At 63.8% G+C, this 24505-nt stretch carries 19 protein-coding genes and 1 pseudogene; 10 read left to right on the top strand and 10 right to left on the bottom strand.

Features of this window, described 5'->3' with window-relative positions:
* Position 1 precedes the first annotated feature (1 nt).
* Positions 2–895 (bottom strand): LysR substrate-binding domain-containing protein, encoded by an 894-nt coding sequence (locus JQ609_RS31285; RefSeq protein ID WP_212276533.1) that lies wholly within the window; start codon positions 893–895, stop codon positions 2–4.
* A 92-nt stretch (positions 896–987) separates the two neighbouring features.
* On the opposite strand from JQ609_RS31285, the gene JQ609_RS31290 reads away from it, so the two are divergent.
* Entirely contained in the window at positions 988–1740 is a 753-nt protein-coding gene (locus tag JQ609_RS31290) for a sulfite exporter TauE/SafE family protein (RefSeq protein ID WP_212276534.1), read from the top strand.
* Positions 1741–1843: 103 nt separating this feature from the next.
* On the opposite strand, the gene JQ609_RS31295 is transcribed toward JQ609_RS31290, so the two are convergent.
* On the bottom strand, positions 1844–2479 hold the full coding sequence (locus tag JQ609_RS31295) for a LysE family translocator (protein ID WP_212276547.1): 636 nt from the start codon (positions 2477–2479) through the stop codon (positions 1844–1846).
* A gap of 184 nt (positions 2480–2663) precedes the next feature.
* Here JQ609_RS31295 and JQ609_RS31300 point away from each other — a divergent pair, with 184 nt between their 5' ends.
* Positions 2664–4463 carry an adenylate/guanylate cyclase domain-containing protein gene (locus JQ609_RS31300; protein WP_212276535.1) on the top strand — a complete coding sequence of 600 codons (1800 nt, stop codon included), beginning with the start codon at positions 2664–2666 and terminating at the stop codon, positions 4461–4463.
* A gap of 200 nt (positions 4464–4663) precedes the next feature.
* Positions 4664–5284, top strand: a pseudogene (locus JQ609_RS31305) (cytochrome C); the annotation flags it as partial.
* Positions 5285–5333: 49 nt separating this feature from the next.
* Here JQ609_RS31305 and JQ609_RS31310 read toward each other — a convergent pair.
* Both JQ609_RS31310 and JQ609_RS31315 read right to left on the bottom strand, forming a co-directional pair.
* Positions 5334–5744, bottom strand: coding sequence for a GFA family protein (locus JQ609_RS31310; RefSeq protein ID WP_212211472.1), 411 nt, complete (start codon positions 5742–5744; stop codon positions 5334–5336).
* 75 nt (positions 5745–5819) lie between these two features.
* Positions 5820–6767, bottom strand: a complete 948-nt coding sequence (locus tag JQ609_RS31315) for an alpha/beta fold hydrolase (protein WP_212211473.1) — start codon at positions 6765–6767, stop codon at positions 5820–5822.
* Between the two features lie 246 nt (positions 6768–7013).
* Between JQ609_RS31315 and JQ609_RS31320 the strand changes: the two genes are divergently transcribed.
* Positions 7014–7484, top strand: a complete 471-nt coding sequence (locus JQ609_RS31320) for an Hsp20 family protein (RefSeq protein WP_212211474.1) — start codon at positions 7014–7016, stop codon at positions 7482–7484.
* Positions 7485–7758: 274 nt separating this feature from the next.
* Positions 7759–8532 carry an alpha/beta fold hydrolase gene (locus JQ609_RS31325; RefSeq protein WP_212276537.1) on the top strand — a complete coding sequence of 258 codons (774 nt, stop codon included), beginning with the start codon at positions 7759–7761 and terminating at the stop codon, positions 8530–8532.
* Between the two features lie 70 nt (positions 8533–8602).
* Here the strand turns inward: JQ609_RS31325 and JQ609_RS31330 are convergent, their stop codons facing one another.
* Entirely contained in the window at positions 8603–9406 is an 804-nt protein-coding gene (locus tag JQ609_RS31330; protein WP_312014917.1) for a hypothetical protein, read from the bottom strand.
* A gap of 485 nt (positions 9407–9891) precedes the next feature.
* On the opposite strand from JQ609_RS31330, the gene gltB reads away from it, so the two are divergent.
* Positions 9892–14643 carry a glutamate synthase large subunit gene (gene gltB, locus JQ609_RS31335; protein ID WP_212276538.1) on the top strand — a complete coding sequence of 1584 codons (4752 nt, stop codon included), beginning with the start codon at positions 9892–9894 and terminating at the stop codon, positions 14641–14643.
* Positions 14644–14804: 161 nt separating this feature from the next.
* Positions 14805–16262 (top strand): glutamate synthase subunit beta, encoded by a 1458-nt coding sequence (locus tag JQ609_RS31340; protein WP_212276539.1) that lies wholly within the window; start codon positions 14805–14807, stop codon positions 16260–16262.
* 588 nt (positions 16263–16850) lie between these two features.
* Here JQ609_RS31340 and JQ609_RS31345 read toward each other — a convergent pair.
* Positions 16851–18563, bottom strand: a complete 1713-nt coding sequence (locus tag JQ609_RS31345; protein ID WP_212276540.1) for an outer membrane beta-barrel protein — start codon at positions 18561–18563, stop codon at positions 16851–16853.
* A gap of 194 nt (positions 18564–18757) precedes the next feature.
* Between JQ609_RS31345 and JQ609_RS31350 the strand changes: the two genes are divergently transcribed.
* Positions 18758–19771, top strand: a complete 1014-nt coding sequence (locus tag JQ609_RS31350) for an SIS domain-containing protein (RefSeq protein WP_192738163.1) — start codon at positions 18758–18760, stop codon at positions 19769–19771.
* Positions 19772–19890: 119 nt separating this feature from the next.
* Here the strand turns inward: JQ609_RS31350 and JQ609_RS31355 are convergent, their stop codons facing one another.
* Positions 19891–20442 (bottom strand): carboxymuconolactone decarboxylase family protein, encoded by a 552-nt coding sequence (locus JQ609_RS31355; protein ID WP_212276541.1) that lies wholly within the window; start codon positions 20440–20442, stop codon positions 19891–19893.
* Between the two features lie 72 nt (positions 20443–20514).
* Here JQ609_RS31355 and JQ609_RS31360 point away from each other — a divergent pair, with 72 nt between their 5' ends.
* Complete coding sequence (locus JQ609_RS31360; protein ID WP_212276542.1) at positions 20515–20850, top strand: helix-turn-helix domain-containing protein; 336 nt, start codon at positions 20515–20517, stop codon at positions 20848–20850.
* Here JQ609_RS31360 and JQ609_RS31365 read toward each other — a convergent pair.
* The 3 genes from JQ609_RS31365 to hemH form a co-directional block, all read right to left on the bottom strand.
* Positions 20847–21293 (bottom strand): NfeD family protein, encoded by a 447-nt coding sequence (locus JQ609_RS31365; protein ID WP_212276543.1) that lies wholly within the window; start codon positions 21291–21293, stop codon positions 20847–20849. The genes JQ609_RS31360 and JQ609_RS31365 overlap by 4 nt on opposite strands.
* Positions 21294–21400: 107 nt before the next feature.
* A complete protein-coding gene (locus JQ609_RS31370) occupies positions 21401–22414 on the bottom strand; it encodes an SPFH domain-containing protein (protein WP_212211487.1) in 1014 nt (337 codons plus the stop codon).
* Between the two features lie 155 nt (positions 22415–22569).
* Positions 22570–23607 (bottom strand): ferrochelatase, encoded by a 1038-nt coding sequence (gene hemH / locus JQ609_RS31375; protein WP_212276544.1) that lies wholly within the window; start codon positions 23605–23607, stop codon positions 22570–22572.
* 88 nt (positions 23608–23695) lie between these two features.
* Between hemH and JQ609_RS31380 the strand changes: the two genes are divergently transcribed.
* Positions 23696–24094 (top strand): MAPEG family protein, encoded by a 399-nt coding sequence (locus tag JQ609_RS31380; RefSeq protein WP_192738169.1) that lies wholly within the window; start codon positions 23696–23698, stop codon positions 24092–24094.
* Positions 24095–24505: the final 411 nt, after the last annotated feature.

Consider the following 24505-nt stretch of genomic DNA (forward strand, 5'->3'; position numbering starts at 1 on the left):
ATTACTTCGGCGCCATCTTGCGCAGATGTTCCACCAACTGCTGCGCCGGCTTCGGCAGCGACTTGAAACTGCGGGCGCAGATCGCAAGCCTGCGGTTGGCCCAGGGATCCCTGATCCTGACGACGCTGATCTTCATCGACCGCGCGCAGCGCCTGGCCGCTACTTCCGGCATCACGGCGACACCGATGCCGGCAGAAACCATCTGCCCGATCGCATCGAAATTGTTGAGCCGGGCGCGAAACCGCAAGCGTGCACCGAGCCGCGCGGCGTGGCCGGTGACATGGGCGTGCAGCGCGCTCGAGGTGATCAGGCCGACGAAATCCCGCTCCACCACCTCGCGGAAATCGACCTGCCGCCGGTTCGACAATTCGTCCTGGCGCGCGGTGACCAGCACCAGGCGGTCTTCGCTGTAGGGGATCCGCTCGATGTTGTCGGGCAGCGCGTGTTCGGCGGCAAGCCCGAGATCGGCGGCGCCGCTGGCGATGGCGCGCGCAATGTCGGCGCTTTCGCGCTCCTCGACGTCGATCGAGATATGCGGATGCTGGCTCAGGAACGCGGCCAGCGCCTTCGGCAGATATTCCGACAGGCCGGAGGTGTTGGCGAGGAAGCGGACGGTGGCCTTGACGCCGCGCGAGAACGCGGCGAGATCGCCGCGCATCGCGTCCACATTGTGCATGACGATGCGAGCATGATCGAGCAGGCTTTCGCCGGCCGGCGTCAGTTCGACGCCGCGGCGGCCACGCTGCAGCAGTGACACGCCGAGCGCGGCTTCCAGGCCCTTGATGCGCGCGCTGGCCGAGGCCAGCGCCAGATGCACGCGGTTCGCGCCATTGGTGATGCTGCGCGTCTCGGCCACCGCGATGAAGAGCTGTAGGTCGACCAGATCGAAGCGCATCACGAATTCCGATATCTGCCTTCGGACGGGCCGAATGCTGTCTCCGTAATCTCCAGATTGTGCCTGATAGCACGATCGGTCAATGTGGCCGCATGATCGATTCCATGCTCATTCTCATCGCGGCCGCGTTCCTGCTCGCCGGTTTCATCAAGGGCGTCATCGGGCTCGGCCTGCCGACGGTGTCGATGGGGCTGCTCGCGGTAACGATGCCGCCCGGCCAGGCGATCGCGATCGTGATCGTTCCGGCGATCGTCACCAATATCTGGCAAACCTTCGGCGGCCCGTATCTGCGCGACATCATGCGGCGGCTGTGGCCGCTGATGGTCGGCACCGTGATCGGCATCTGGCTCAACGGCGGGCTCTTGACCGGGCCCTATGCGGCCTATGGCACCGTCATCCTCGGCGTGCTGCTGGTGATCTATGCCATCGTCGGCCTGTGCAAATTCAGCTTCAAGGTCGCGCAACGCGACGAGAAGTGGATCGGCGGCATCGTCGGCCTTGTCACCGGCGTGATCTCGGCCGCGACCGGCGTTCAGGTCATCCCGTCAATGCCGTTCATGCAGGCGATCGGCATGCAGAAGGACGAACTGGTGCAGGCGCTCGGCGTGTTCTTCACGGTCGCCACCGTGGCGCTCGCCTTCAACATCACCGCGGCGGGCCTGCTGACGGCCGCATCCGCGCTGCCGGGCGCGGTGGCGATGGCGGCGTCCTTTGCCGGCATGTTCATCGGCCAGGCGGTGCGAACGCGGATGCAGCCGGACGTGTTCCGCCGCTGGTTCCTGATCGCGATGATCTTCCTCGGGCTCTATCTCGCCGTCGGCGGGTTTCTGAAAATTCACGGCTAAAACCCGGTTCTGGCTGGATCAGAACCAGGTTCCAGCTATCTTGCTTTGACGCGTTTTCCTGACGCGAACTGGCCTGAAAGGCGCCTCACCCAAATGGGGTAGATCAGCGGGTCTGCAGCATCGCCACGCGAATCCCGAGATAGATAAACATCCCGCCGAGCACGCGGTTGATCCAGGCGATCACGCGCTGGGAGTGCCTGATGCGGGAGGCGGCCTTCGACGCAAAGGCTGCGACGCCGAGGCACCACATGGTGCCGTTGAAGATGAAGATCAGGCCGAGGGCCAGGAAGGCCGCCGTCTTGTGCGGCGAATCGGCGGCCACGAATTGTGGCAGGAACGCCAGGAAGAACAGTGCGACCTTGGGATTGAGGACGTTGGTCAAGGCCCCCTGCCAGAACACGCGGCGCAGCGAGACCGTCCCGTCCTGCACGGCTGCTTCAGCAATTGGGGGCGCGCGCGACAGCAGCATCTGGAGGCCCGTAAACACCAGATAGGCCGCGCCGACCAGCTTCAGGACCGTAAAGGCGGCCGCCGACGTCATCAGCAGCGCGGACAGGCCAATCGCGGCACCGAACACGTGAACCAGACAGCCACTGCAGATGCCGAGCGCGGCCGCCGCCCCGCCACGCCAGCCCAACTGGATGCTGCGGCCGATGATGTAGGCGGTATCAGGCCCCGGCGTGACATTAAGCAGCAACCCCGAGAGGATGAACAACCAGAGTTCGTTTATGCCGAGCAGCTCGCCCATGATTTTGACCAGTTCCCTCGTGACAATCCATTGGTCCAGCGCATGCCAATCGCAATTGGATTGCGTTACTATCACTTCTGGATCGGCCTTCCGCCAGATACAGCGTATTTAATAATCATTGGAATCGCTTGGCCGACCGCATAGTGGTATGCAAGCGCGGGAGTTTTAGGGATACATGGAAAGACGGCTAGCCGCCATCGTTTGCGCTGATGTCGCCGGCTATTCCCGCATGATGGGAGCCGACGAGGCGGGCACGCATGCCACCTTCAAGGCTCACCGCACCGCGATCTACCCGATCATCCTCAACCATGGCGGCCGTCTGGTGAAGAACACCGGCGATGGCTTCCTGCTGGAGTTTCCCAGCATCGTCGGCGCCATCGAGGCCGCGGTCGCGATGCAGATGATGATGGCCGAACGAAACCATCATTTGCCCACCGACCGTGTGATGCAATTCCGTATGGGCATCCATATGGGCGACGTGATGGCCGACGAGGACGAGGTGTTCGGCGACGACGTCAACATCGCGGTCCGGCTCGAATCGGTGGCCGCCCCGGGCGGCGTGGCGGTGTCGGGCAAGGCCTATGGCGAGGCCGGCAAGCGCCTCAGCGTGCCCTTCATCGATGCCGGCCCGCACCGGTTCAAGAATATCGAGGAGCCGGTCAGCGTCTGGTCCTGGGAGCCTGAGGGCGCCGACCACCGCAGCCGCGAGGCGAGGGATCCCGCGAACCTGCCTGCGCAGTACCGGACCGCGATCGTCGGCGTGCTGCCGTTCGCCAATCTGAGCGAGAGCGCCGACGAGTATTTCTCCGACGGCCTCACCGAGGACCTGATCCACGCATTGTCGCTGCAATCGTTCTACCGGGTGCTGAGCCGCAACTCGACGTTCTCCTTCAAGGGCAAGAACCTGAGCACGCGCCTGATCGCGCGCGAGATCGACGCGAGCTACCTGATCCAGGGCTCGGTGCGCCGCGCCGGCAGCAAGATCCGCGTCACCGCCGAGCTGATCGCGCCCGAGAACGGCGAGCAATTATGGACCGGCCGCTACGACCGCGACATGGGCGACCTGTTCGCGATGCAGGACGAGATCACCACCAGCCTGTCGGCGGCGATCGCGGCCGAGATCTACCGGGCCGAGGCTTCCGCCCCTCCCCGGCCGTCGTCGAACGACCTGACCGCATGGGACCGCTTCCTCAAGGGGCTTTCCTATTATTACCTGCAGACCAAAGCCGATTTCGAAACCTCGATCGGCCTGTTCAGGGAGGCGATCGCGCTCGATCCGACGCTGTCGATCGCCCGCGCCTATCTCGCCACCATCATGATGCAGAGCATCCAGTTCGGATGGATCAAGAGCACGCGCGAATTGTGGACCACGGCGATGGATCTGGCCGAGAGCAGCGTCAGGCTTGATCCGCGCTCGTCCTTTGCCTTCCAGATCGTCGCCTATCTGCACGCCCTGGAAGGGCATCACGAGGTCTCCATGGATGCCGCGAACCGGGCGGTCGGGCTGAACCCCTACGACATGGGCGCCCGCGGTGTTCTCGGCTTCTGTTATTTTTACGCAGGCGACCATCGCCAGGCCATCGAACTGATTTCGATGGCGGCGCAGCGCGGCAATTCCGACCCCCGATATCAATGGGCAGGGGTGAATGCGTTCGCCCATTACCTCGTCGGCCAATATGACGCGTCGCTGTCCTGGGCGCGCGAACAGCTGTACCTCAACCCCAATCATCTTCAGGCGCTCGCGATCCGGGCGGCCGCACTCGCCCAGCTCGGGCGCGCCGAGGAAGCGGCCAACGCCACCGAGGTCCTGCTGCACAATTATCCGAGCTTTACCGTCGAACGCCATTTGAGCAATTTCCATTGGAAACGGCCCGACGACATCGCCCATTACCGCGACGGCCTGCTGAAGGCCGGCGTTCCCTCCACCAGATTGACGCTCGTCGAGTCGGCGCCGAAGCTTGCCGCCGATTCCTGAAGCGGCCGCGTTGCTTTGCGCCATATTGTCATCCCGGCCGGCGCGCCTTCGGCCGCTGGTTGACACGGCTTCGAATCCGGCGAAAATCGTTTGCACCCTGAAGTAGTACACGACCGGCGGATTCCCTTTTCGAATCCATTCCCCTTCAGACCGAGGCCGATTGTCTTTTTCATATTCGCTGCCTTTTCAGGATTGGATCCATGCCAGACCAAGCACCGGCCACGCGGATCGCCGTCTCCAAGAATAATCCCTGCCCGTTCCTGCGCGCGCTGGTCGCGAACGGCTATGTCGACGGCCACATCGTGCCGCTCGGTACGCTGACCGAAGACATCGGGCTGGCGAGCGGCAAAACCGGAATGGGTTTGATCCGGGCGAAGGTGCTCACCTACGGCATTGCGATGATCGCAAACGGCCACCCCTTGAGGAGCGTGACATCAGGCGCAATTCTCGATGAATTGCGCAACGGCCCGCTCGACAAGCATGGCGCCGGCTCCCGCATCCTCGAAGTCGATGGACAGGTCAATCTGGAGCAGATCGAACGCTTCGCGAGCTTCGGCCAGAAATACCGTAATCCCGATGGCGGCACCGAGCCCGGGCTGAACGCCAAGCAGATCGAGACCTTCATGGCGGACAATCTGAAGCGCGACGGCGATAAGGCGCGCTGGACCTATCCGATCATGATGAAGGGCGAATGGCCGGTCCTGCTCGACATTCTCGGCAAGGGCGACGGCGAGACGCGCTACCTCAGCGTGGCGGAAGTCAGGACCCTCTTCGTGGAGCGGCGGTTGCCCGAGCGGATCACGGCGCGGCTGCCGAAGCCACAGGCCGGAAGATAACTACCGACGGCCGCTGCGGCTGGCCACGCATTCGCTACGGCTTCGGCCCGTAGCCCGGAACCCATTTTTCATGCTGGGGCAAGTCGTCATGAATCGTCCACCAGGGCGCACGCGACGACGTAAATACGTGCAGGCGCGGCCGAACCTTGGGATCGTCGTCGAACAAACCGGCGGGGATACTGACCGTCTCCAGATAGCTTGCCTTGCCTGGCGTCAGGCAACCGCAGATCTTGCAACGATAGCGGAAACTGCCGGGTGCGGATTCATAGCGCACGGTCATGTCCTCGCCTGCCGAAAATCGGAACTTGTCCACTTCGACATGAGCGTATGTTGCGAATGCTGCGCCGGTAAGCTTGCGGCAATTGGCACAATGGCAGTGTGTGATCGATCGCACTTTATCGACTTCAAACCTGACCGCGCCGCACAGGCAGCTTCCACGAATCATGATGGCACCTCCAGACTCGAAATATCGCCAGCGCGGTTCGCGTCCGATTGAACCGGATCAAATCAGGGCAAGCAACTATTTAAACAGCGGCGTGCCCGGTACGAAGGCGTCGAACGCGGCCCAGAATTGCGAGCGGTAGCGGTCCTGCTCCTGCAGGATCTCGTGCTTGGACCCGGCGATCACCAGATGCGAGCCGGCGCGCAAATGATAGGCGAATTCCTCGATCGCCGCGGTCGAGACGATGGTGTCGCTGCTGGCGGCCAGCATCAGGATGGGCTGGCGGATTTCGGAAGGATAGTTCGACGCGCGAAAGCCGTGCATCGCGCGAAACGCCGTGTCGGCCCAGGCGACGGTCGGCGAGCCGATGCCCAGCGTCGGGTCTTCTTCCAGGATCGCGGCGTTGCGGGCAAAGCGCACGGGATCGCTGGTGAAGGGATTGTTGATGAAGGACTCGGTGCCGGTCAGCGCGTCGCTGCCTCCAGGCACGTAACGGCCGCCCTGGCCTGCGAGCCGCAGCACCCGCAACATTGTGCGCGCCACAAACGAGGTCCGGCTTCCCGGCAGATCGATCATCGGCGCCGACAGCACCATGCGGTCGAACCAGCGTTTTCCCGCATGCGCGACGCGCAGCATCACCGCACCGCCCATCGAATGCGCCAGCGCGAAATAGGGCGGCGGGCAATCGGGCAGCACCACCTGCTGCACGAAGGTTTCGACGTCGATCTCGAAATCGGAGAAATCGCGGACATAACCCTTGCGTGGATCGCGCAAGCGCCGCGAGGAATGACCCTGGCCGCGCCAGTCGATCATCGCCACCGCGAACCCGCGATCGCGCAGGTCGCGCACCGTCTCGAAATATTTCTCGATCTGCTCGCTGCGGCCGGTGAAGACGCAGACGGTGCCCTTGCGGCCCGCCGGCGGCGCCCAGCGTGCAAAGCGCAGTTCAGCGCCGTCGGGCGTCTTGATGGTGCCGCTGACGACATCCTCCGGAACCGGATTGGCAGGGATCGAGACGAGCGTCATGGACGGGGAACCGGCTAGGAAAGGAGGAATGGAAATCAAGGCGGGCTGGCAAAAAGAGGCTCGAATCGGCCCCTCTTGAACGGTGTTCGGCCCCTCCCATATCATTTCTGTGCAGGCCGCTACCAGTGTTTCGGGAACCCGAACATTTCGTGTTTTGGCTTCAAAACACATGGCTGCACATGGACGAAAGCCCGGCCCGATGGCGGGCGGGTTAACTGCAACAGTCGCTCAATGGAGGACTACCCTATGCGTACCTACGATCTCGCCCCGTTTTATCGTTCCACCGTCGGCTTCGACCGCTTCTTCTCCCTGCTCGACCAGGCAGCGTCAGACGGCAGCCCCGGTTATCCCCCCTACAACATCGAGCGCACCGGTGAGAACGCCTACCGCATCAGCGTTGCGGTCTCCGGCTTCTCGCAAGGCGAGCTTTCGATCGTCGCTAAGGAAAACACGCTGACGATCAAGGGCGAGAAGTCTGCCAACGAGAACGGCCAGGACAAATCCGAAGTGCTGTACCGCGGCATCGCGGCGCGCGCCTTCGAACGCGCCTTCCAGCTTGCCGATTTCGTGCAGGTCAAGAACGCCTCGCTCGAGCACGGCCTGCTCCATGTCGATCTCGTCCGCGAGATTCCCGAAGCCAAGAAGCCGCGCAGCATTCCGATCAGCAACGGCTCCCAAACCCCGCGGGTCGTCGACAGCTCGGCGGTTGCGGCCTAACGCGATCAGGCTTTCAGCAGATATTGGCTGAACGCGAAAACGCCCCGGGAAACCGGGGCGTTTTTTGTTGGCGCAGTCATTCCGGGATGGTCCGGAGGACCAGACTTCAGATGCGCAATTGCGCATCTGAAGTTCGCGCTTTGCGCGCCCCGGAATGACGCCATCGAAACTCAGAGAAATTCACACTGCCGTGAGCGCCGTAACGTCACGCCCCGCGCATCGAACTCCAACCATGGGCAGCGCATCACGCTGAAAAAATCTCGGAGCAGGTTCGATGAAGATGGTTCAACTGGTAACGGCGCTCGCAGTCACGGCATTTGCGGGATCGCTTGGCACACTCCCGGCGCAGGCCGAGGCAGCGACGCCGGTGGCGCGCAATGTCGTGCTGGTGCACGGGGCGTGGGCGGACGGTTCGAGCTGGTCGGAAGTCATCCCCTATCTGCAGGCCGCGGGGCTGAAGGTCACCGCCGTACAGAATCCGCTGACGTCGCTCGCCGATTCCGTCGCCGCAACCCGCCGCGCGCTGGCGATGCAGGACGGACCGACCGTGCTGGTCGCGCATTCCTGGGGCGGCACCGTGATCAGCGAGACCGGAACGGATCCGAAAGTATCGGCGCTGGTCTATGTCGCCGCGCGCGGCCCTGATGCGGGCGAGGATTTTGTCGCGCTCTCCGGAAAATTCCCGGCCGGGCCGGTGCGCGCCGGGATCCGGGAACATGACGGCTTCACCAAATTGTCGGAGGATTCGTTCCTGAAATATTTCGCCAACGGCGTGGAGCCGAAAAAGGCGGAGGTGCTCTACGCGGTACAGGAGCCGACCGCCGTTTCCCTGTTTGCTGGACGCACCACCGTGGCCGCCTGGCACTCCAAACCGTCATGGTATGCGGTCTCCAGGCAGGACCAGACCATTAATCCCGACCTTGAGCGGTTTCTGGCCAAGCGCATGAAGGCGACCACGGTCGAACTGGACGCGGGTCATCTGTCGCTGCTGTCGCATCCAAAAGAGATCGCCGACCTGATCCTCGCGGCGGCGGGTCATAAGGAATAGGTGGCCGCTCGCCTGATCCCTCCCCGCGCATATGAGGGAGGGATCAGCAAGCGCCGCTGCGGTTTGGTCTCTACTCCAGCCCTTGCACGTTGGGCATGTCCTGGGTCGGGGCGATCTGCGGAGCGGGCTTGGCCGGGACCGCACCTGTCGTCACCGCCGCGGGCGGCGGCGTTTGCGCTTCAGCCGATTTCGGCTGGGCTGCCGCCGATTGCTGCACCGGTTCCGCCGCCGCTGCGGGCTTGGCCGCGGGCTCGACGGTGGCTGGTTGGGCGGCGGCCACCGGTTTGGCCGCCGGTACGACAGCGGCGGCCGGCTTGGCGGCCGCCGCGAGCGGGCTCGGCTTCGGCACCGGCACCGTGCGGCTGGCGACCTGCGGGGCCGGCTTCGGGGACCGCGGCGCGCCCCGGACATGGGTCGGCGGCAGCGGTCCGGGGGGGCCGTAATTCATGGTCAGATCGTCGTTGAAATTATCGCCCATCCGGTGCGCCGGTATGAAGCGGATGATCCGGCCGGTGCGCGCGTCGATGATCAGGCGGCCGTCATCGCCGCCCCGGTCGATCACCGAAATCGTGTAAACGAGGCCGCGTTGCTGCGGGATGCCGAGCGGCGAAAACCCGCTCTCGCGCAGCACCGTGTAGACCTCGGTCGGCGGCAGCAGCATCGGCCCCTGCCCGTAGCCGTAACGCGGCCCGGGGTATTGCGCCGGGGGCGGTGGCGCATAACGGGGCGGCGCATAATAGGGATCGCCAATGTCGGATACCGAATAATAGGGCGAGCGTCCGGCCTCGTAAGGCGCCGGTACCTGCGCCTGCGCGGCCGTTGTGGCGAGAGCCATTCCCGCCGCAAAAACCCATCCTGTGAAGAACTTCATCATCCATTGCTCCTGTTAGCCCCTGCCTGGAGCGTGTTCGCTCTCTTGCCCGGCCGTCCCGGAACCGAATTTCATTGTGAAATTCGGCGGTCCTTGGGCCGGATCGCGGCGCGTTTGCCCCAAATCCGGGGCAGTATGTTTCGGCAAGCCGGGGCAGTGTGTTTCGCCGGTTACAGGCACGGATCAGCCATGCGGGAAGGGACTTTCACGCGCTTGTGTGATAGAGAAAAATTTGGCATGGTCGGGAGTTAGGACAGCATCACTGTCTCAATTGTGGGCATTCCCGGCACAGGGATTGCAACGAAAGCCTGGCGGCTTCGAGCTCCAGGCAAGTACAGGCAAGGCCGTTCCTCAGGGACGTTGAACGCCCAAGCCTGAATTTAGGAAATCTCGGCTCGCGGCGGACGAGCGGTGGCCCGGTGGGTGCCGCAAGCGCCCAAGGTGCGCCGGTGACAGTTAAGGCCCTTGACCTGATTGAGAGGACTAAGATGAGCGGGTCGGAATTCGAGCGCGAAAACATCGTGACAGAAACGCTGTCGGCGACCGCTATCTCGAAACCGGACGACGCCGCGTATCATACCGAGCCTCAGCGCGAGTGGAGCTGGCGTCCGCCGGCTGAAGGCCTCTACGATCCGAGCCTCGAAAAGGATTCCTGCGGCGTCGGCTTCATCGCCAATATCAAGGGCCGGAAGTCGCATCAGATCGTCGACGACGCGATCAACATTCTCTGCAACCTCGAACATCGCGGCGCTGTCGGCGCCGATCCGCGCGCCGGCGACGGCGCCGGCATCCTGGTGCAGATCCCGCACGCGTTCTTCGCGCGCAAGGCCGCCGAGATCGGCTTCAAGCTGCCGAAGCCCGGCGAGTATGCGATCGGTGCGTTGTTCCTGCCGAAGGAGACGGCGTGGCGCAAAGTCATCCAGAGCATCATCGCCGACCAGATCAAGAACGAAGGCTTGAAGCTGCTCGGCTGGCGCGACGTGCCGACCGACAATTCCTCGCTCGGCGAAACCGTCAAGCCGACCGAGCCATCCTGCATGCAGGTGTTCATCGGCCGCAACGGCGCGACCAAGACCGAGGATGATTTCGAGCGCCGGCTCTATATCCTGCGCAAGTCGATCTCGCAGGCGATCTATCAGCGCCGCGATCGCGGCCTTGCCGGCTATTACCCGGTCTCGATGTCGTGCCGCACCGTGATCTACAAGGGCATGTTCCTCGCCGACCAGCTCGGCAAGTATTATCCCGATCTGCACGAGCCGGATTTCGAGAGCGCGCTGGCGCTGGTGCATCAGCGCTTCTCGACCAACACCTTCCCGGCCTGGTCGCTGGCGCATCCCTACCGGATGATCGCCCATAACGGCGAAATCAACACGCTGCGCGGCAACGTCAACTGGATGGCGGCGCGGCAGGCCTCGGTGCATTCGGAACTGTACGGCAAGGACATCTCCAGGCTGTGGCCGATTTCTTATGAAGGCCAATCCGACACCGCCTGTTTCGACAACGCGCTCGAATTCCTGGTGCAGGGCGGCTACTCGCTGCCGCACGCCGTGATGATGATGATTCCGGAAGCCTGGGCCGGCAACCCCCTGATGGATGAGACGCGCCGCGCCTTCTACGAATATCACGCCGCGATGATGGAGCCGTGGGACGGCCCGGCCGCGATCGCCTTCACCGACGGCCGCCAGATCGGCGCAACGCTGGACCGCAACGGCCTGCGGCCGGCGCGCTATCTCGTTACCAAGGACGATCGCATCGTGATGGCGTCCGAAATGGGCGTGCTCAAGATCCCCGAGGAACAGATCATCACCAAGTGGCGGCTGCAGCCCGGCAAGATGCTGCTGGTCGACCTCGAACAGGGCCGCCTCATTCCCGACGACGAAATCAAGGCTGATCTGGCCAAGAGCCACCCCTACAGCGACTGGCTGCATCGCACCCAGATCCAGCTCGAGGAATTGCCCGCCGCCTCGAGCAAGGGCATGCGTTCCAACCTGCCGCTGCTCGACCGGCAGCAGGCGTTCGGCTATAGCCAAGAAGACGTCACCATCCTGATGACGCCGATGGCCTCGACCGGCGAAGAGGCCGCGGGCTCGATGGGCAACGACACGCCGATCTCGGCGCTGTCAGACCGGCCGAAACCGCTGTTCACCTACTTCAAGCAGAACTTCGCGCAGGTCACCAACCCGCCGATCGATCCGATCCGCGAAGAGCTTGTGATGAGCCTGGTCTCAATCATCGGGCCGCGGCCGAACCTGTTCGACCTGCAGGGCCTCGCTTCGACCAAGCGTCTCGAAGTGCGCCAGCCGATCCTGACCGACGCGGATCTGGAAAAGATCCGCTCGATCTCCGACGTTGCCGACAGCCATTTCAAGTCGCGCACGCTCGACACGACGTTCCATGCCGGCTTCGGCGCGGCCGGCCTCGAACAAGTGCTCGACGAACTCTGCGCGCGCGCCGAAGGCGCGGTGCGCGAAGGCGTCAACATCATCATCCTGTCCGACCGCATGGCGGGCTCGGACCGGATTCCGATCCCCTCGCTGCTGGCCTGCGCCGCCGTGCACCATCATCTGATCCGCACCGGCCTGCGCACCTCGGTCGGCCTCGTGGTGGAATCCGGCGAACCGCGCGAAGTGCATCACTTTGCGTGCCTCGCCGGCTATGGCGCCGAAGCGATCAACCCGTATCTGGCGTTCGAAACCATCATCGCGATGAAGGACCGCCTGCCCGGCTCGCTCGACGATTACGAGATCGTCAAGCGCTACATCAAGTCGATCGGCAAGGGCCTCTTGAAGGTGATGTCCAAGATGGGCATCTCGACCTACCAGTCCTATTGCGGCGCGCAGATTTTCGACGCCGTCGGCCTGAAGGCAGATTTTATCGCCAAGTATTTCGCCGGCACCCATACCCGCGTCGAAGGCGTGGGTCTTGCCGAAATCGCCGAGGAGACCTGCCGCCGTCACAGCGATGCGTTCGGCGACGCGCAGGTCTACAAGACCGCGCTCGATGTCGGCGGCGAATATGCCTACCGCACCCGCGGCGAGGACCACGCCTGGACCGCTGAATCGGTCTCGATGCTGCAGCATGCCGCGCGCGGCAATTCACTGGAGCGCTACAAGGCGTTCGCCAAGATCCTCAACGAGCAATCCGAGCGGCTATTGACGCTGCGCGGCCTGTTCCGGATCAAGTCCGCCGAGGACGAGAAGCGCAAGCCGATCAAGCTCGACCAGGTCGAGCCCGCCAAGGACATCGTCAAGCGCTTCGCTACCGGCGCGATGAGCTTCGGCTCGATCTCGCGCGAGGCGCACACGACGCTGGCGATCGCGATGAACCGGATCGGCGGCAAGTCCAACACCGGCGAAGGCGGCGAAGAGGCCGATCGCTTCAAGCCGATGCCGAACGGCGATTCGATGCGCTCGGCGATCAAGCAGGTCGCCTCCGGCCGGTTCGGCGTGACGACGGAGTACCTCGTCAACTCCGACATGATGCAGATCAAGATGGCGCAGGGCGCCAAGCCCGGCGAAGGCGGCCAATTGCCCGGCCACAAGGTCGACGCCGTGATCGCGCGCGTCCGGCATTCGACGCCGGGCGTCGGCCTGATCTCGCCGCCGCCGCACCACGACATCTATTCGATCGAGGATCTGGCGCAGCTGATCTACGACCTAAAGAACGTCAATCCGGACGGTCAGGTCTCGGTCAAGCTGGTCTCCGAGATCGGTGTCGGCACCGTGGCCGCCGGCGTTGCCAAGGCGCGCGCCGACCACGTGACGATCGCAGGTTTTGAGGGCGGCACCGGCGCGTCGCCGCTGACCTCGATCAAGCACGCAGGCTCTCCGTGGGAAATCGGTCTTGCCGAAACCCACCAGACGCTGGTGCGCGAGCGGCTGCGCAGCCGCATCGTGGTCCAGGTCGACGGCGGCTTCCGCACCGGACGTGACGTCGTGATCGGCGCGCTGCTCGGCGCCGACGAATTCGGCTTTGCCACTGCGCCCTTGATCGCGGCCGGCTGCATCATGATGCGCAAGTGTCATCTCAACACCTGCCCGGTCGGCGTCGCAACGCAGGATCCGGTGCTGCGCAAGCGCTTCACCGGCCAGCCCGAACACGTCATCAACTACTTCTTCTTCGTCGCCGAGGAAGTCCGCGAGATCATGGCCCAGCTCGGCTACCGAACCTTCAACGAGATGGTCGGCCAGACCCAGATGCTCGACCAGTCGACGCTGGTGGCGCACTGGAAGGCCAAGGGCCTCGACTTCTCAAAACTGTTCGTGCGCCAGAAGGAGCAGCCCGGCCAGAAGATCTACCACGCCGAGAGCCAGGACCATCATCTGGAAGCCGTGCTCGACCGCCGCCTGATCGAGAAGGCGCAGGCCGCCATCGACCGCGGCGCGCCGGTGAAAATCGACGAGGAGATCAACAACACCGACCGCTCGGCCGGTGCGATGCTGTCGGGCACGCTGGCCAAAATCTACGGTCATGCCGGCCTGCCGCTCGACACCATCCAGGTCAGCCTCAAGGGCACCGCGGGCCAGGCGTTCGGCGCCTGGCTGACGCGCGGCGTCACCTTCGAGCTTGAGGGCGAAGGCAACGACTATGTCGGCAAGGGCCTGTCGGGCGGCCGCATCATCGTCAAGCCACCGCGCAATTCCGGCATCGTGCCGGAAGAGTCCATCATCGTCGGCAACACCGTGATGTACGGCGCGATCGAGGGTGAATGCTATTTCCGCGGCATCGCCGGCGAGCGCTTCGCGGTGCGTAACTCCGGCGCGGTCGCGGTCGTCGAAGGCGCCGGCGACCATTGCTGCGAATACATGACCGGCGGCATCGTTGTGGTGCTGGGCAAGACCGGGCGCAACTTCGCAGCCGGCATGTCCGGCGGCATCGCCTATGTGCTGGACGAGGCCGGCGACTTCGAGAAGCTGTGCAACCTCTCCATGGTCGAGCTCGAGCCGGTGCTGTCGGAGGAACTGATCAACGCCGGCACCTATAATCACTCCGGCGATCTCGAAGCGCATGGCAGGGTCGACGTGTTCCAGAACTTGCTCGACTCCGACGTCGAGCGGCTGCACGTCCTGATCACGCGCCACGCCAAGCTGACCGGGTCGAAGAGGGCGGAAGAGATCCTCGCCGACTGGAAGACCTGGCTGCCGAAATTCCGCAAGGTAATGCCGGTGGAATACCGCCGCGCGCTGAAGGAATTGAAGGCGAACGCCGACGCCGAGCCGAAAATCGCGATCGGGGCGTAGACTGGGCGACGCCGTCGTCCTGAGGTGCCCGAGCGAAACTCGGGCCTCGAAGGACGGCTGGGACGACAAATTTATCCTTCGAAGCGCGCAAGAGCGCGCACCCTGGGGATGACGAGCACGATGAAGACGACGAAGCTTAAGTTGCAGGAACGTTGGGTTTAATGGGCAAGATCACAGGTTTTCTGGAAATCGACCGGCACGACCGCAAATATGCGCCCGTCGCCGACCGCTTGCAGCACTATCGCGAATTCGTCATTCCGCTGAGCGAGAAAGACACCCGCGACCAGGCCGCGCGCTGCATGAATTGCGGCATTCCCTATTGCCACGGCACTGGCTCGGTTCAGCCGGGCACGCCGGGCTGCCCGGTCAACAACCAGATCCCTGATTTCAACGACCTCGTCTATCAGGACAATTGGGAAGAAGCCTCGCGCAATCTGCACTCGACCAACAATTTCCCGGAGTTCACCGGCCGCATCTGCCCGGCGCCGTGCGAGGCGTCCTGCACGCTCAACATCGACGACAACCCGGTCACCATCAAGACCATCGAATGCGCGATCGTCGATCGCGCCTGGGACAATGGCTGGCTGAAGCCGGAAATTGCCCCCAGCAAGACCGGCAAGAAGGTCGCGATCGTTGGTTCCGGGCCTGCGGGCCTTGCCGCCGCGCAGCAGCTCGCGCGCGCCGGCCATGACGTCCATGTCTACGAGAAATTCGCCAAGGCCGGCGGCCTGCTCCGCTACGGCATTCCCGATTTCAAGATGGAAAAGCACATCATCGACCGCCGCGTGGCGCAGATGGAAGCCGAGGGCGTCACCTTCCACTACGGTGTCCATGTCGGCGGCTCTTCGCCGGGCGCGATCGATCCGCGCGAGTTGCATCGGCAATACGACGCGGTGGCCCTGACCGGCGGCGCCGAAGCCGGCCGCGATCTGCCGATCCCGGGCCGCGACCTCGACGGCATCCACTTCGCGATGGATTTCCTGCCGCAACAAAACCGCCGCGTCTCCTCCGAGCCGCTCGGGGCGGCCGCGGACATCCTCGCCGGCGGCAAGCATGTCGTCGTGATCGGCGGTGGCGACACCGGTTCGGACTGCATCGGCACGTCGTTCCGGCAGGGCGCGAAGTCCGTGACCCAGCTCGAGATCATGCCGGCGCCGCCCGAGCACGAAAACAAGGGCCTGACCTGGCCGAACTGGCCGTTGAAAATGCGGACCTCGTCGAGCCAGGCCGAAGGCGCCCGCCGTGAATTCGCGGTGCTGACGCAAAAATTCTCGGGCGTCGACGGCAAGGTGCAGAAGCTGCATTGCGTGCAGGTCAACGAAAAATTCCAGCCGATCGCCGGCACCGAATTCGAACTCGACGCGCAGCTGGTGCTGCTGGCGATGGGCTTCGTGCATCCGGTCCATGACGGCATGCTGAAGACGCTCGGCGTCGACCTCGACCAGCGCGGCAACGTTCGCGCCAACCTGACCGACTACCAGACGTCAGTGCCGAACGTGTTCTCCGCCGGAGACATGCGCCGTGGCCAGTCGCTGGTGGTGTGGGCGATCCGCGAGGGGCGCCTCTGCGCCCGCGCCATCGACCAGTATCTGATGGGATCGACCACACTGCCGCGGTAAGCGGAGCCGGCCGCAATTGAACGGCAAGGAATCAAAAATGGTGCAACGTGCCCTCGCACACTGCACCATTCTTGAAGATGTCACTCTTGCGGAATGTCGGTGTTACGGACAGACCCGAACGCCAGCAACATAGTAGCAGGCGGAGTAGCCGCCGCCGTAACCATAGCCACGGCCACGACCGCGACCATAACCGCGACCCCGGCCACGGTAACCGTGGTGGTGACCGCGGTGACCGCGACCGCCGCGGCTGGAACCTCGGCCGCGGCCTCCGCCACGATTACCGCGCTGCGCGTACGCAGCCGTCGTCGATCCTCCAACCATCAGCGCCGTCACACCGACGATGCTGAAACAGTAAATGCCAACGAGAATAATCGTAGCCAGTGTTCGCGATAAAATGCTGCGAGACGCGGTCTTGCGCTGGGCCATTGAGACTCCTTCTGTAAGGCGGACAGAGTGGGGCTGCTTTGCTCCGCGGTCAAGCGCTAGTGGGTGTGACACTGTCACACAGTCACACAACCGATTAGCAGTGTGTCATAGTTCCCTGCCTCGACTCAAGCACACTCGAGCACACAAGCGAAGAGATAAAGCCTAGTGCTGCAGACGCACGCCGAGCATGACGATGGTGGCGGCGGTGCTGTTGCCGGGGAGGTTTGAATCCAGCCAATCGCGGCGGACCGTGCCCTTGACCCAGAGATTGCGGTTCATCTTGTAGATGAGGTCGCCGGACACCGTGTAGATCTTGTCCTTGCGGTTGTCGCCCTGGTAGTCGAGCGTGCCCCAGGTGAACTTGCCGATCGCGGTCAGCCAGCGGCGGAAGTCATGGTCGACTTCAACGGTGTAGATGTGCGTCAGCACGCCGGATACGCCGGGCAGCGTGGTCTCGGTGATCGTGGTGTCGGAATAGAATTTGGCGGTCGTCAGCGGTGTCGCCGTCCAGGTCAATGAAGCCGAGGTCAGCAGGCCTTCGAGGCGGTTGAGGCGGCTGTCGACATAGTCTCGCGCGGCGTAACCGACCGCGATTTCGCCGGTGAGCAGCCGCGAGAATTCGAAACTGGTGCCGCCTTTGACGTAGCCGCCGGTGGAATCGCGCGCGAAGCCGCTGCGGTCGAGTCTCAGATCATGCACGCGGCTGTCGGCCTGCGCTTCCACGAACGGCTTCAAGCCCGGCATCAGATCGTAGCTGAAGCGGCCGACACCGCCGAACTGGTTGAAGTTGCGATCGTCGTTGCTGGTCGAGGTGCCGTCGGTGAGCTTGGAATAGGTATAGGCGGTGCGGTCGACGGTGGCACCGCCGGAAACCTGCAGGCGGTTGAAATTCTGGTCGAAGCCGAAGGTGCCGCCGAACGTGGCATAGACCGGATATCTTTGCAGGCCGGCCTGAATGTTCGGACTGCCCGGATTGTCGGTGGCGAGACGCAGCCGCGCCTGCGCCAGCAGCCGCGTGTCGCGCGAGACGTCGAGACGGCCGTCGACATGACCGGTGAAATCCGGACGATCGACCACGACCGGCGCCGGTGAAACCGTGCCGTCGGCCGGCGGCGGAAAGGTGTTGCCGTAGCCGGTGAACGATCCACGCAAGTCCGCCACCACCGCGTGGCGCTCCCAGTCGGACATGACGAGGAGTTCCGGCGCGATCACATAGAACGGCGAGCCCTTCTCGTCGACGGTGCGGCGCGGGTTGGTGTTGTAGCCGCCCGAGAGTTCGAGCGCCGATTTGATCAGGAAGCTGCCGGCGTAATCGCCGACCGGGCCGAACGGATCGTCATCGATCTTGAGCCGCTTGCGCGCAGGTTGGCCCACCACCGTGCCGGCCATCGCGGGCGGGATCGGGGCCTTGTTGGCGGTCTGCGACGGCGGAATCGAAAGCCGCAGCGGCGTATTCGACAGCAGCGGTGGACGACTGCCGGGTCCCGGCGGCGGTTTCGGCCGGGCCTGGCCCGGATAATATTTCGGCTTCTGAAGCTTGCGGTTGAGCGAGTCGTAGCCGGAGCTGGAGGCGCCGCTGGCGGCGGGCAGGCCATAGCGCGGGATCGCCCCGATGCGCGACGGCGCGGGCTTCTCCTTGTCGCGAACCCGGGCGTCGTTGGCCTCGTCGCTGGTTTTGTCGTTGGCCTCGGCACTGGTCCGGCGCAGCGGCGAATCAACCGGCATCAGCTGGCTGCTGCGGGTCGGGCTGAACAGGTCAGGCGTGACGGTCTGGGCCTGCGCCATGGTCCCGGTCAGGGCGATCAGCGCAAGGCATGGCAATACCGCGCGGAACACTGTCGCGCGCCTGCTTTGGCCCCTTACTGGACCTGCCATCACGATGAAAATACTCCAACAACGTCAGCTACTTATTCGACGCATTCCGAGCGCGCGGGGAAAACGTCGTTAATGGAGTTAAAACAATTATGGTTAATGACCCGTTGAGAGCCGGCGGCCCGCGTCGCATCGCCAAATCGGCCGTGCTAAGGAGGGGTCCGGGGGCTTCTGCCCCTCCTCCCTGGATTTGAGACATGGCCAAGCCGAAACCGCTGATGGCAAAATCATCCGGCACCGATCATGCGAACGCCGCCATCGAGTCGGCCCTGCGCACGCTCGATGTCGAGGCTGGCGGCATCGCCGCCATCACGGCGGCGCTGCAGTCCGACCTCCGCGCGCCGTTCGCGGCGGCCGTCGATTGCATCGGCAACGCCAAGGGCCGGCTGATCGTGACCGGGCTCGGCAAGTCGGGCCATATCGGCCGCAAGATCGCCGCGACCTTTGCCTCTACCGGCACGCCGGCCTTCTTCGTCCATGCCGCCGAAGCCAGCCACGGCGATCTCGGCATGATCACCGCTGACGACGTCATCCTGGCGCTGTCATGGTCCGGCGAGCAGCCGGAGATGAAGAATCTCATCACCTATGCCACCCGCTTTTCCATTCCCCTGATCGCGATGACCGCGGACCGGGAATCGACGCTGAGCAAGGCCGCCGACGTCGCGCTGACCTTGCCGAAGGCGCGCGAGGCCTGCCCGCATAATCTGGCGCCGACCACCTCCTCGCTGATGATGCTGGCGCTCGGCGACGCGCTGGCGATCGCGCTGCTCGAAGGCCGCGGCTTCACCTCGGTCGATTTCAGCGTGCTGCATCCCGGCGGCAAGCTCGGCGCGCTGTTGAAATACACCCGCGACCTCATGCATTCGGGCGACGCGGTGCCGCTGAAGCCGCTCGGCACCAAAATGTCGGATGCGCTGGTCGAGATGTCGTCGAAGGGCTTTGGCTGCGTTGGCATCACGGACGGTCGCGGCCATATCGTCGGCATCGTCACCGACGGCGATCTGCGCCGCCACATGCGGCCCGATCTGATGACTGCCACCGTCGACGAGGTGATGACGAAGAATCCCAAGACCATCGGCCGTGACCTGCTCGCGGGCGAGGCGCTGGAGATCCTCAACTCGTCGAAGATCACCGCTTTGATCGTGACCGACGCCAGCAAGCCGGTCGGCATCGTGCATCTGCATGATTTGCTGCGCGCGGGCGTGGCCTAGGCCCAAGGGGACTTCGTAGGGTGGGTTAGCGAAGCGTAACCCACCGAACCACGACGCACGAAGATGGTGGGTTACGCCTTCGGCTAACCCACCCTACAGGCGTTCGCCGGGGCGACATCTCACTTCGGAAATCGCGCCGCCGTCTCCTCCAGCGGCAATGCCAGCGCGTTGGCCAGATATGACACCGTGCGATAGAAGCCGCAGAGCTGGATGATCTCGACGATTTTCGCGTCGTCATAATGCGCCGACAGCGCCTTGAACTCGGTCTCATCAAGCGTCGCGCGGTCGTGCAGCGCGTCGGCGGTTGCGATCAATACCTGTTCGGCTTCCGACCAGCAGGCGGCCTTGGCATCGCCGAGCACGGTAGCGCGGACCTGTTCGGCGGTCAGGTGGGCGGCTTCGGCAAACGTCGTGACGTGCACGCCCCATTCGTACTCGCAAACGGTCCGCGCGCAGGTGCGGTCGATCACGATCTCGCGTTCTCGCAAGCTGAGCGGGCCGCGATCCAGCAAGCTGCCGGCGCGAAACTTCTCCCAGGCGCGGGGCTGGCCGGCCATCACCCGGAACAGCATCAGCGGCGGTGCGCCGCGCATGATGCGGTCGAATTGCCCCTGAATCTCGGGTGGATAAGGCGGCTGCAGCGGCGCGATCCGGGGCGCGGTCTGTGACATCGTTCACTCCTGTGCTACAATAAATGTAGCAACACGCTACAATATCTGTAGCAGCTCGCAAGAGGCTTCCCGATGCCGAAACAGGCCCCTGTTATGAAGAAACGCGCGGTCCGCGGCTCCCGCACCGGCCGGCCGGTGATGGCGCTGCTCGACCTGCTCGGGCGCCGCTGGACCCTGCGCATCCTGTGGGAGCTGCGCGAGGGAGCGCTGACCTCGCGCGCGCTGCGCACCGCCTGCGACGAGGCCTCGCCGACGGTCATGCAGACCCGGCTCTCCGAACTGCGCGAGGCCGGCCTGATCGAACTGCTGCCGGGCGACGGCTACGGCCTGACCGGGCTCGGCCAAGAGCTGAACGAAACCTTCCTTCCTCTCCACCGCTTTGCCGAGCGGTGGAGCAAGCAAATCTAGGCCACAGCCACCGTCAAGCTCGCCCCATCGGCCTGCACGACCTTGACGCGGCTGCCGGCCGGCGCATCGGGGCCCGCGACGCGCCAGATCGTGTCGTCGATCCGCACCGTGCCCGTGCCGTCGACGATCGGTTTTTCCAGCGTGAACTCGCGGCCGATCATCGCTTCGGTCCGCCGGTTGAGGAACGGGTTGCTCTGGCTGCTGCTGCCGGCGCTCTTTGCAAAATGCCGCCACGCCGGCACCGACGCAGCCGCGAACGCCGCGAACATCAAGAGCTGCGTCTGCCATGACGGGTTGATCGCAAACGACACCAGGCCGACCATCAGCGAGGAAAGACCGAGCCAGAACAGGAAGACACCCGGCGCCAGCAATTCCAGCGCCATCAGGATGAAGCCGAAGATCAGCCAGTTCCAGGTGCCCAGAGTAGCAAATATGTCGGCCATGACACGACCTCTCTATCAACTCGTGCGATCCATCAACGCTTCGCTCGGCACCCTAAGAGCGAGCTTCGCTCGTCTCGACCCCCGCAAGCGCGGGAGAGGGAAGTCCCTCACCGCTGCGGCGAGAATGGTGACGGCGGCGGTGGCGGTGGCGGCGTGGCGGGACCGGTGCTCGGCACCGAACCACGCCGCGCGACTGCCGCGGTAGCCGCGTCACCGAAGGTCGCCTTGGCGATCTCGCCGATACCGGCGAGCGAGCCAAGAATGCTGGTGGCCTCGATCGGCAGCATGAGGATCTTCTGGTTCGGCGATTCAGCCAGTTGCCCGAACGCCTTGATGTATTTGTCGGCGATGAAGTAATTCAGCGCGGCAACGTCGCCCTTGGAGATGGCTTCGGAAACCATCTGCGTCGCCTTGGCCTCGGCCTCGGCGGAACGCTCGCGCGCCTCGGCGTCGCGGAACGCGGCTTCCTTGCGGCCCTCGGCCTGCAGGATCTGGCCCTGCTTGGCGCCCTCGGCGCGCAGGATCTCCGACTGCCGCTGGCCTTCGGCCTGCAGAATGTCGGCGCGCTTGACGCGCTCGGCCTTCATCTGGCGGCCCATGGCTTCCACAAGGTCCGCCGGCGGCACGATGTCCTTGATCTCGATGCGGTTGACCTTCAGCCCCCACGGCGACACCGCGGCGTCGACCACGCGAAGCAGCCGCTCGTTGATCTCGTCGCGGTGCGACAGCACCTGGTCGAGGTCCATTGACCCCATCACCGAGCGGATGTTGGTCATCGTCAGCACGATGATCGCCTGCTCGAGATGGGCGACCTCGTAGCTGGCCTTGGCGGCGTCGAACACCTGGAAGAACGCGACGCCGTCCACCGTCACGGTGGCGTTGTCCTTGGTGATCACTTCCTGCTCGGGAATGTTGATCACCTGCTCCATCATGTTCATCTTGCGGCCGACGCGGTCGAAATAGGGAACGATGATGTTCAACCCCGGCGACAGCGTGCGGGTGTATTTGCCGAACCGTTCGATGGTCCAGTCATAGCCTTGCGGCACCGTCTTGACGCCGGCGAACAGGGTCACAATGACCAGCAGCAAAAACGCAATCGCGAAAATGTCGAAACCAGTCATGAATTCCCTCCAAAACCGGCAAGACCGTTGCCGGACGCGGTCGTCCATATGTCTGCCGGATGCCACCGCCGGTTCAGCCCGGCTGTTCTCTAGCAATGGTTACGTAGGGAGCCGTTTGACGCCCGCCAGATGTATGCTGTCTGACCAGGAAAATATCAAATCCAGCCTTGGAGCTCGCGCAACACGAGCTGGCGGATCACGTCCATGCCGGGCTCGGAGTCGTTGAGGCAGGGGATCGCCGCGAACTGCTCGCCGCCATTATGTTTGAAGATTTCGGCGTTTTCCTGCGCGATCTCTTCCAGCGTCTCCAGGCAATCGGCGGAGAAGCCGGGGGTCACCACGGCAATGCGCTTGACACCATCCTTCGCGAGCTGCGCGATGGTCTTGTCGGTGTAGGGCTGCAGCCATTCGTCGAAACCGAAGCGCGATTGAAATGTAAGCAGCAGTTTGGAGGCATCAAGCCCCATGCGTCGGCGCAACGCGTCCGTTGTTGCGATGCACTGCGCCTGGTAGGGATCGCCCTTGTCGACATACTTTTGCGGCATGCCGTGAAATGAGGCGACGATCAGTTCGGGTTGGAACGGCAAGGTTGCCAGATGCGCCGATATCGAAACCGCGAGCGCATCGATGTAATCAGGGTCGTCATAATAAGGCGGCGTCACGCGCAATATCGGCTGCGCGCGCATGCTGGCCAGCACACGGAAAACCTCGTCGCACACGGTGGCCGAGGTCGCCGCGGAATATTGCGGATAGAGCGGCACGACCAAGAGACGGTCGCAGCCTTGCGCGGTCAGGGCATCGATGCGCGAGCGGATCGACGGATTGCCGTAACGCATCGCCCAATCGACCACGACGTGGTCATGGTCCGCGATCGCCTCCGCCAGCTTTTCGGCCTGCGCGCGCGTGATGGTCTTGAGCGGCGATTCGTTCTTCTCGACGTTCCAGATCTTCCGGTAGTCGCGCGCCTTGCGGCGGGGACGGATGCGCAAAATGATGCCGTTGAGGATCAGCTTCCAGCGCAGCCCCTGGTCCTCGATCACGCGCGGGTCGGAGAGAAATTCCTTGAGGTAGGCCCGCACGCCCCTGGTATCGGCCGTATCGGGCGTGCCGAGATTGACCAGCAGCACGCCGACACGCTCGGGCTTGGCTTCCGGCGCAGGCTTCGCACTTCCTATGGGAACGACCACGGTCATGATTTCCGTGGCTTCGCGCGTTGCACCATCCTTGTCAAGACAAGCATCGGTTCGATACGCTGAGGTCTTGCCGCGGGCGGGAGGAACCATGACGGTCGCCGAATGGTGCGTTTTCGGAACGCTGTTGCTGTACTTGCTGACGATCGCCTCGGTCAAATGGATCGGGTTTCGCCGTTTCGACAATGCCAGGCCCCGCGACCCCGATTTCTACGAGGATCCGATCCGCGCCCGGGCGCTGGGCGCCCATCAGAACGGCATCGAGGCGTTTCCGTTTTTCGCGGTCGCGGTGCTGCTCGCCGAGTTTCGCCTCGGGCCGCAACACCTGATCGACGAGCTGGCGGTGTTGTTCCTGATCGTGCGGATCGCCTATGTCTTCACCTATCTCGGCAACCGCCCGACGCTGCGCTCGATCCTGTGGTCCATCGGCTTTGCGATCAACATCGCGATCTTCTTCCTGCCGGCGGTCAAGGGGTATTTGCCGGGGTAGTACCATCTCTCGTCGTCCCGGCCTTGAGCTCAGATGCGCAATTGCGCATCGGGGGACCCATACCGCGGGATCTTTCAATAGAGGCTCGGTAGCAGAGACCATTCGCAAAACTTCTTCCTGTGGTTATGGGTCCCGGCTCAAGGCCGGGACGACGGTGGTGTTTGTGGTTGCACCATCATCCAAACGCAGTTTCGCATTCTCGCGACGCAATGCGCCCGAGCTTTGTCAGAAACTTCCCGCCCTCTCATAGAGAGGGCGCAGGGAAGACCGGGTGCGCGCTGCACCCGCGGTCCCGTGTGCGGTTAGCACAAGAAATGCTGCACACGAGTATACAGGGCAGCGGAGAACACCCGGCCTTCCCTGCGCAATGGCTTTACGGCTTATGCCGTGATCTCCCCGGAGACGAGTTCT

The organism is Bradyrhizobium sp. AUGA SZCCT0169, assembly GCF_018130085.1.
Lineage (GTDB): Bacteria > Pseudomonadota > Alphaproteobacteria > Rhizobiales > Xanthobacteraceae > Bradyrhizobium.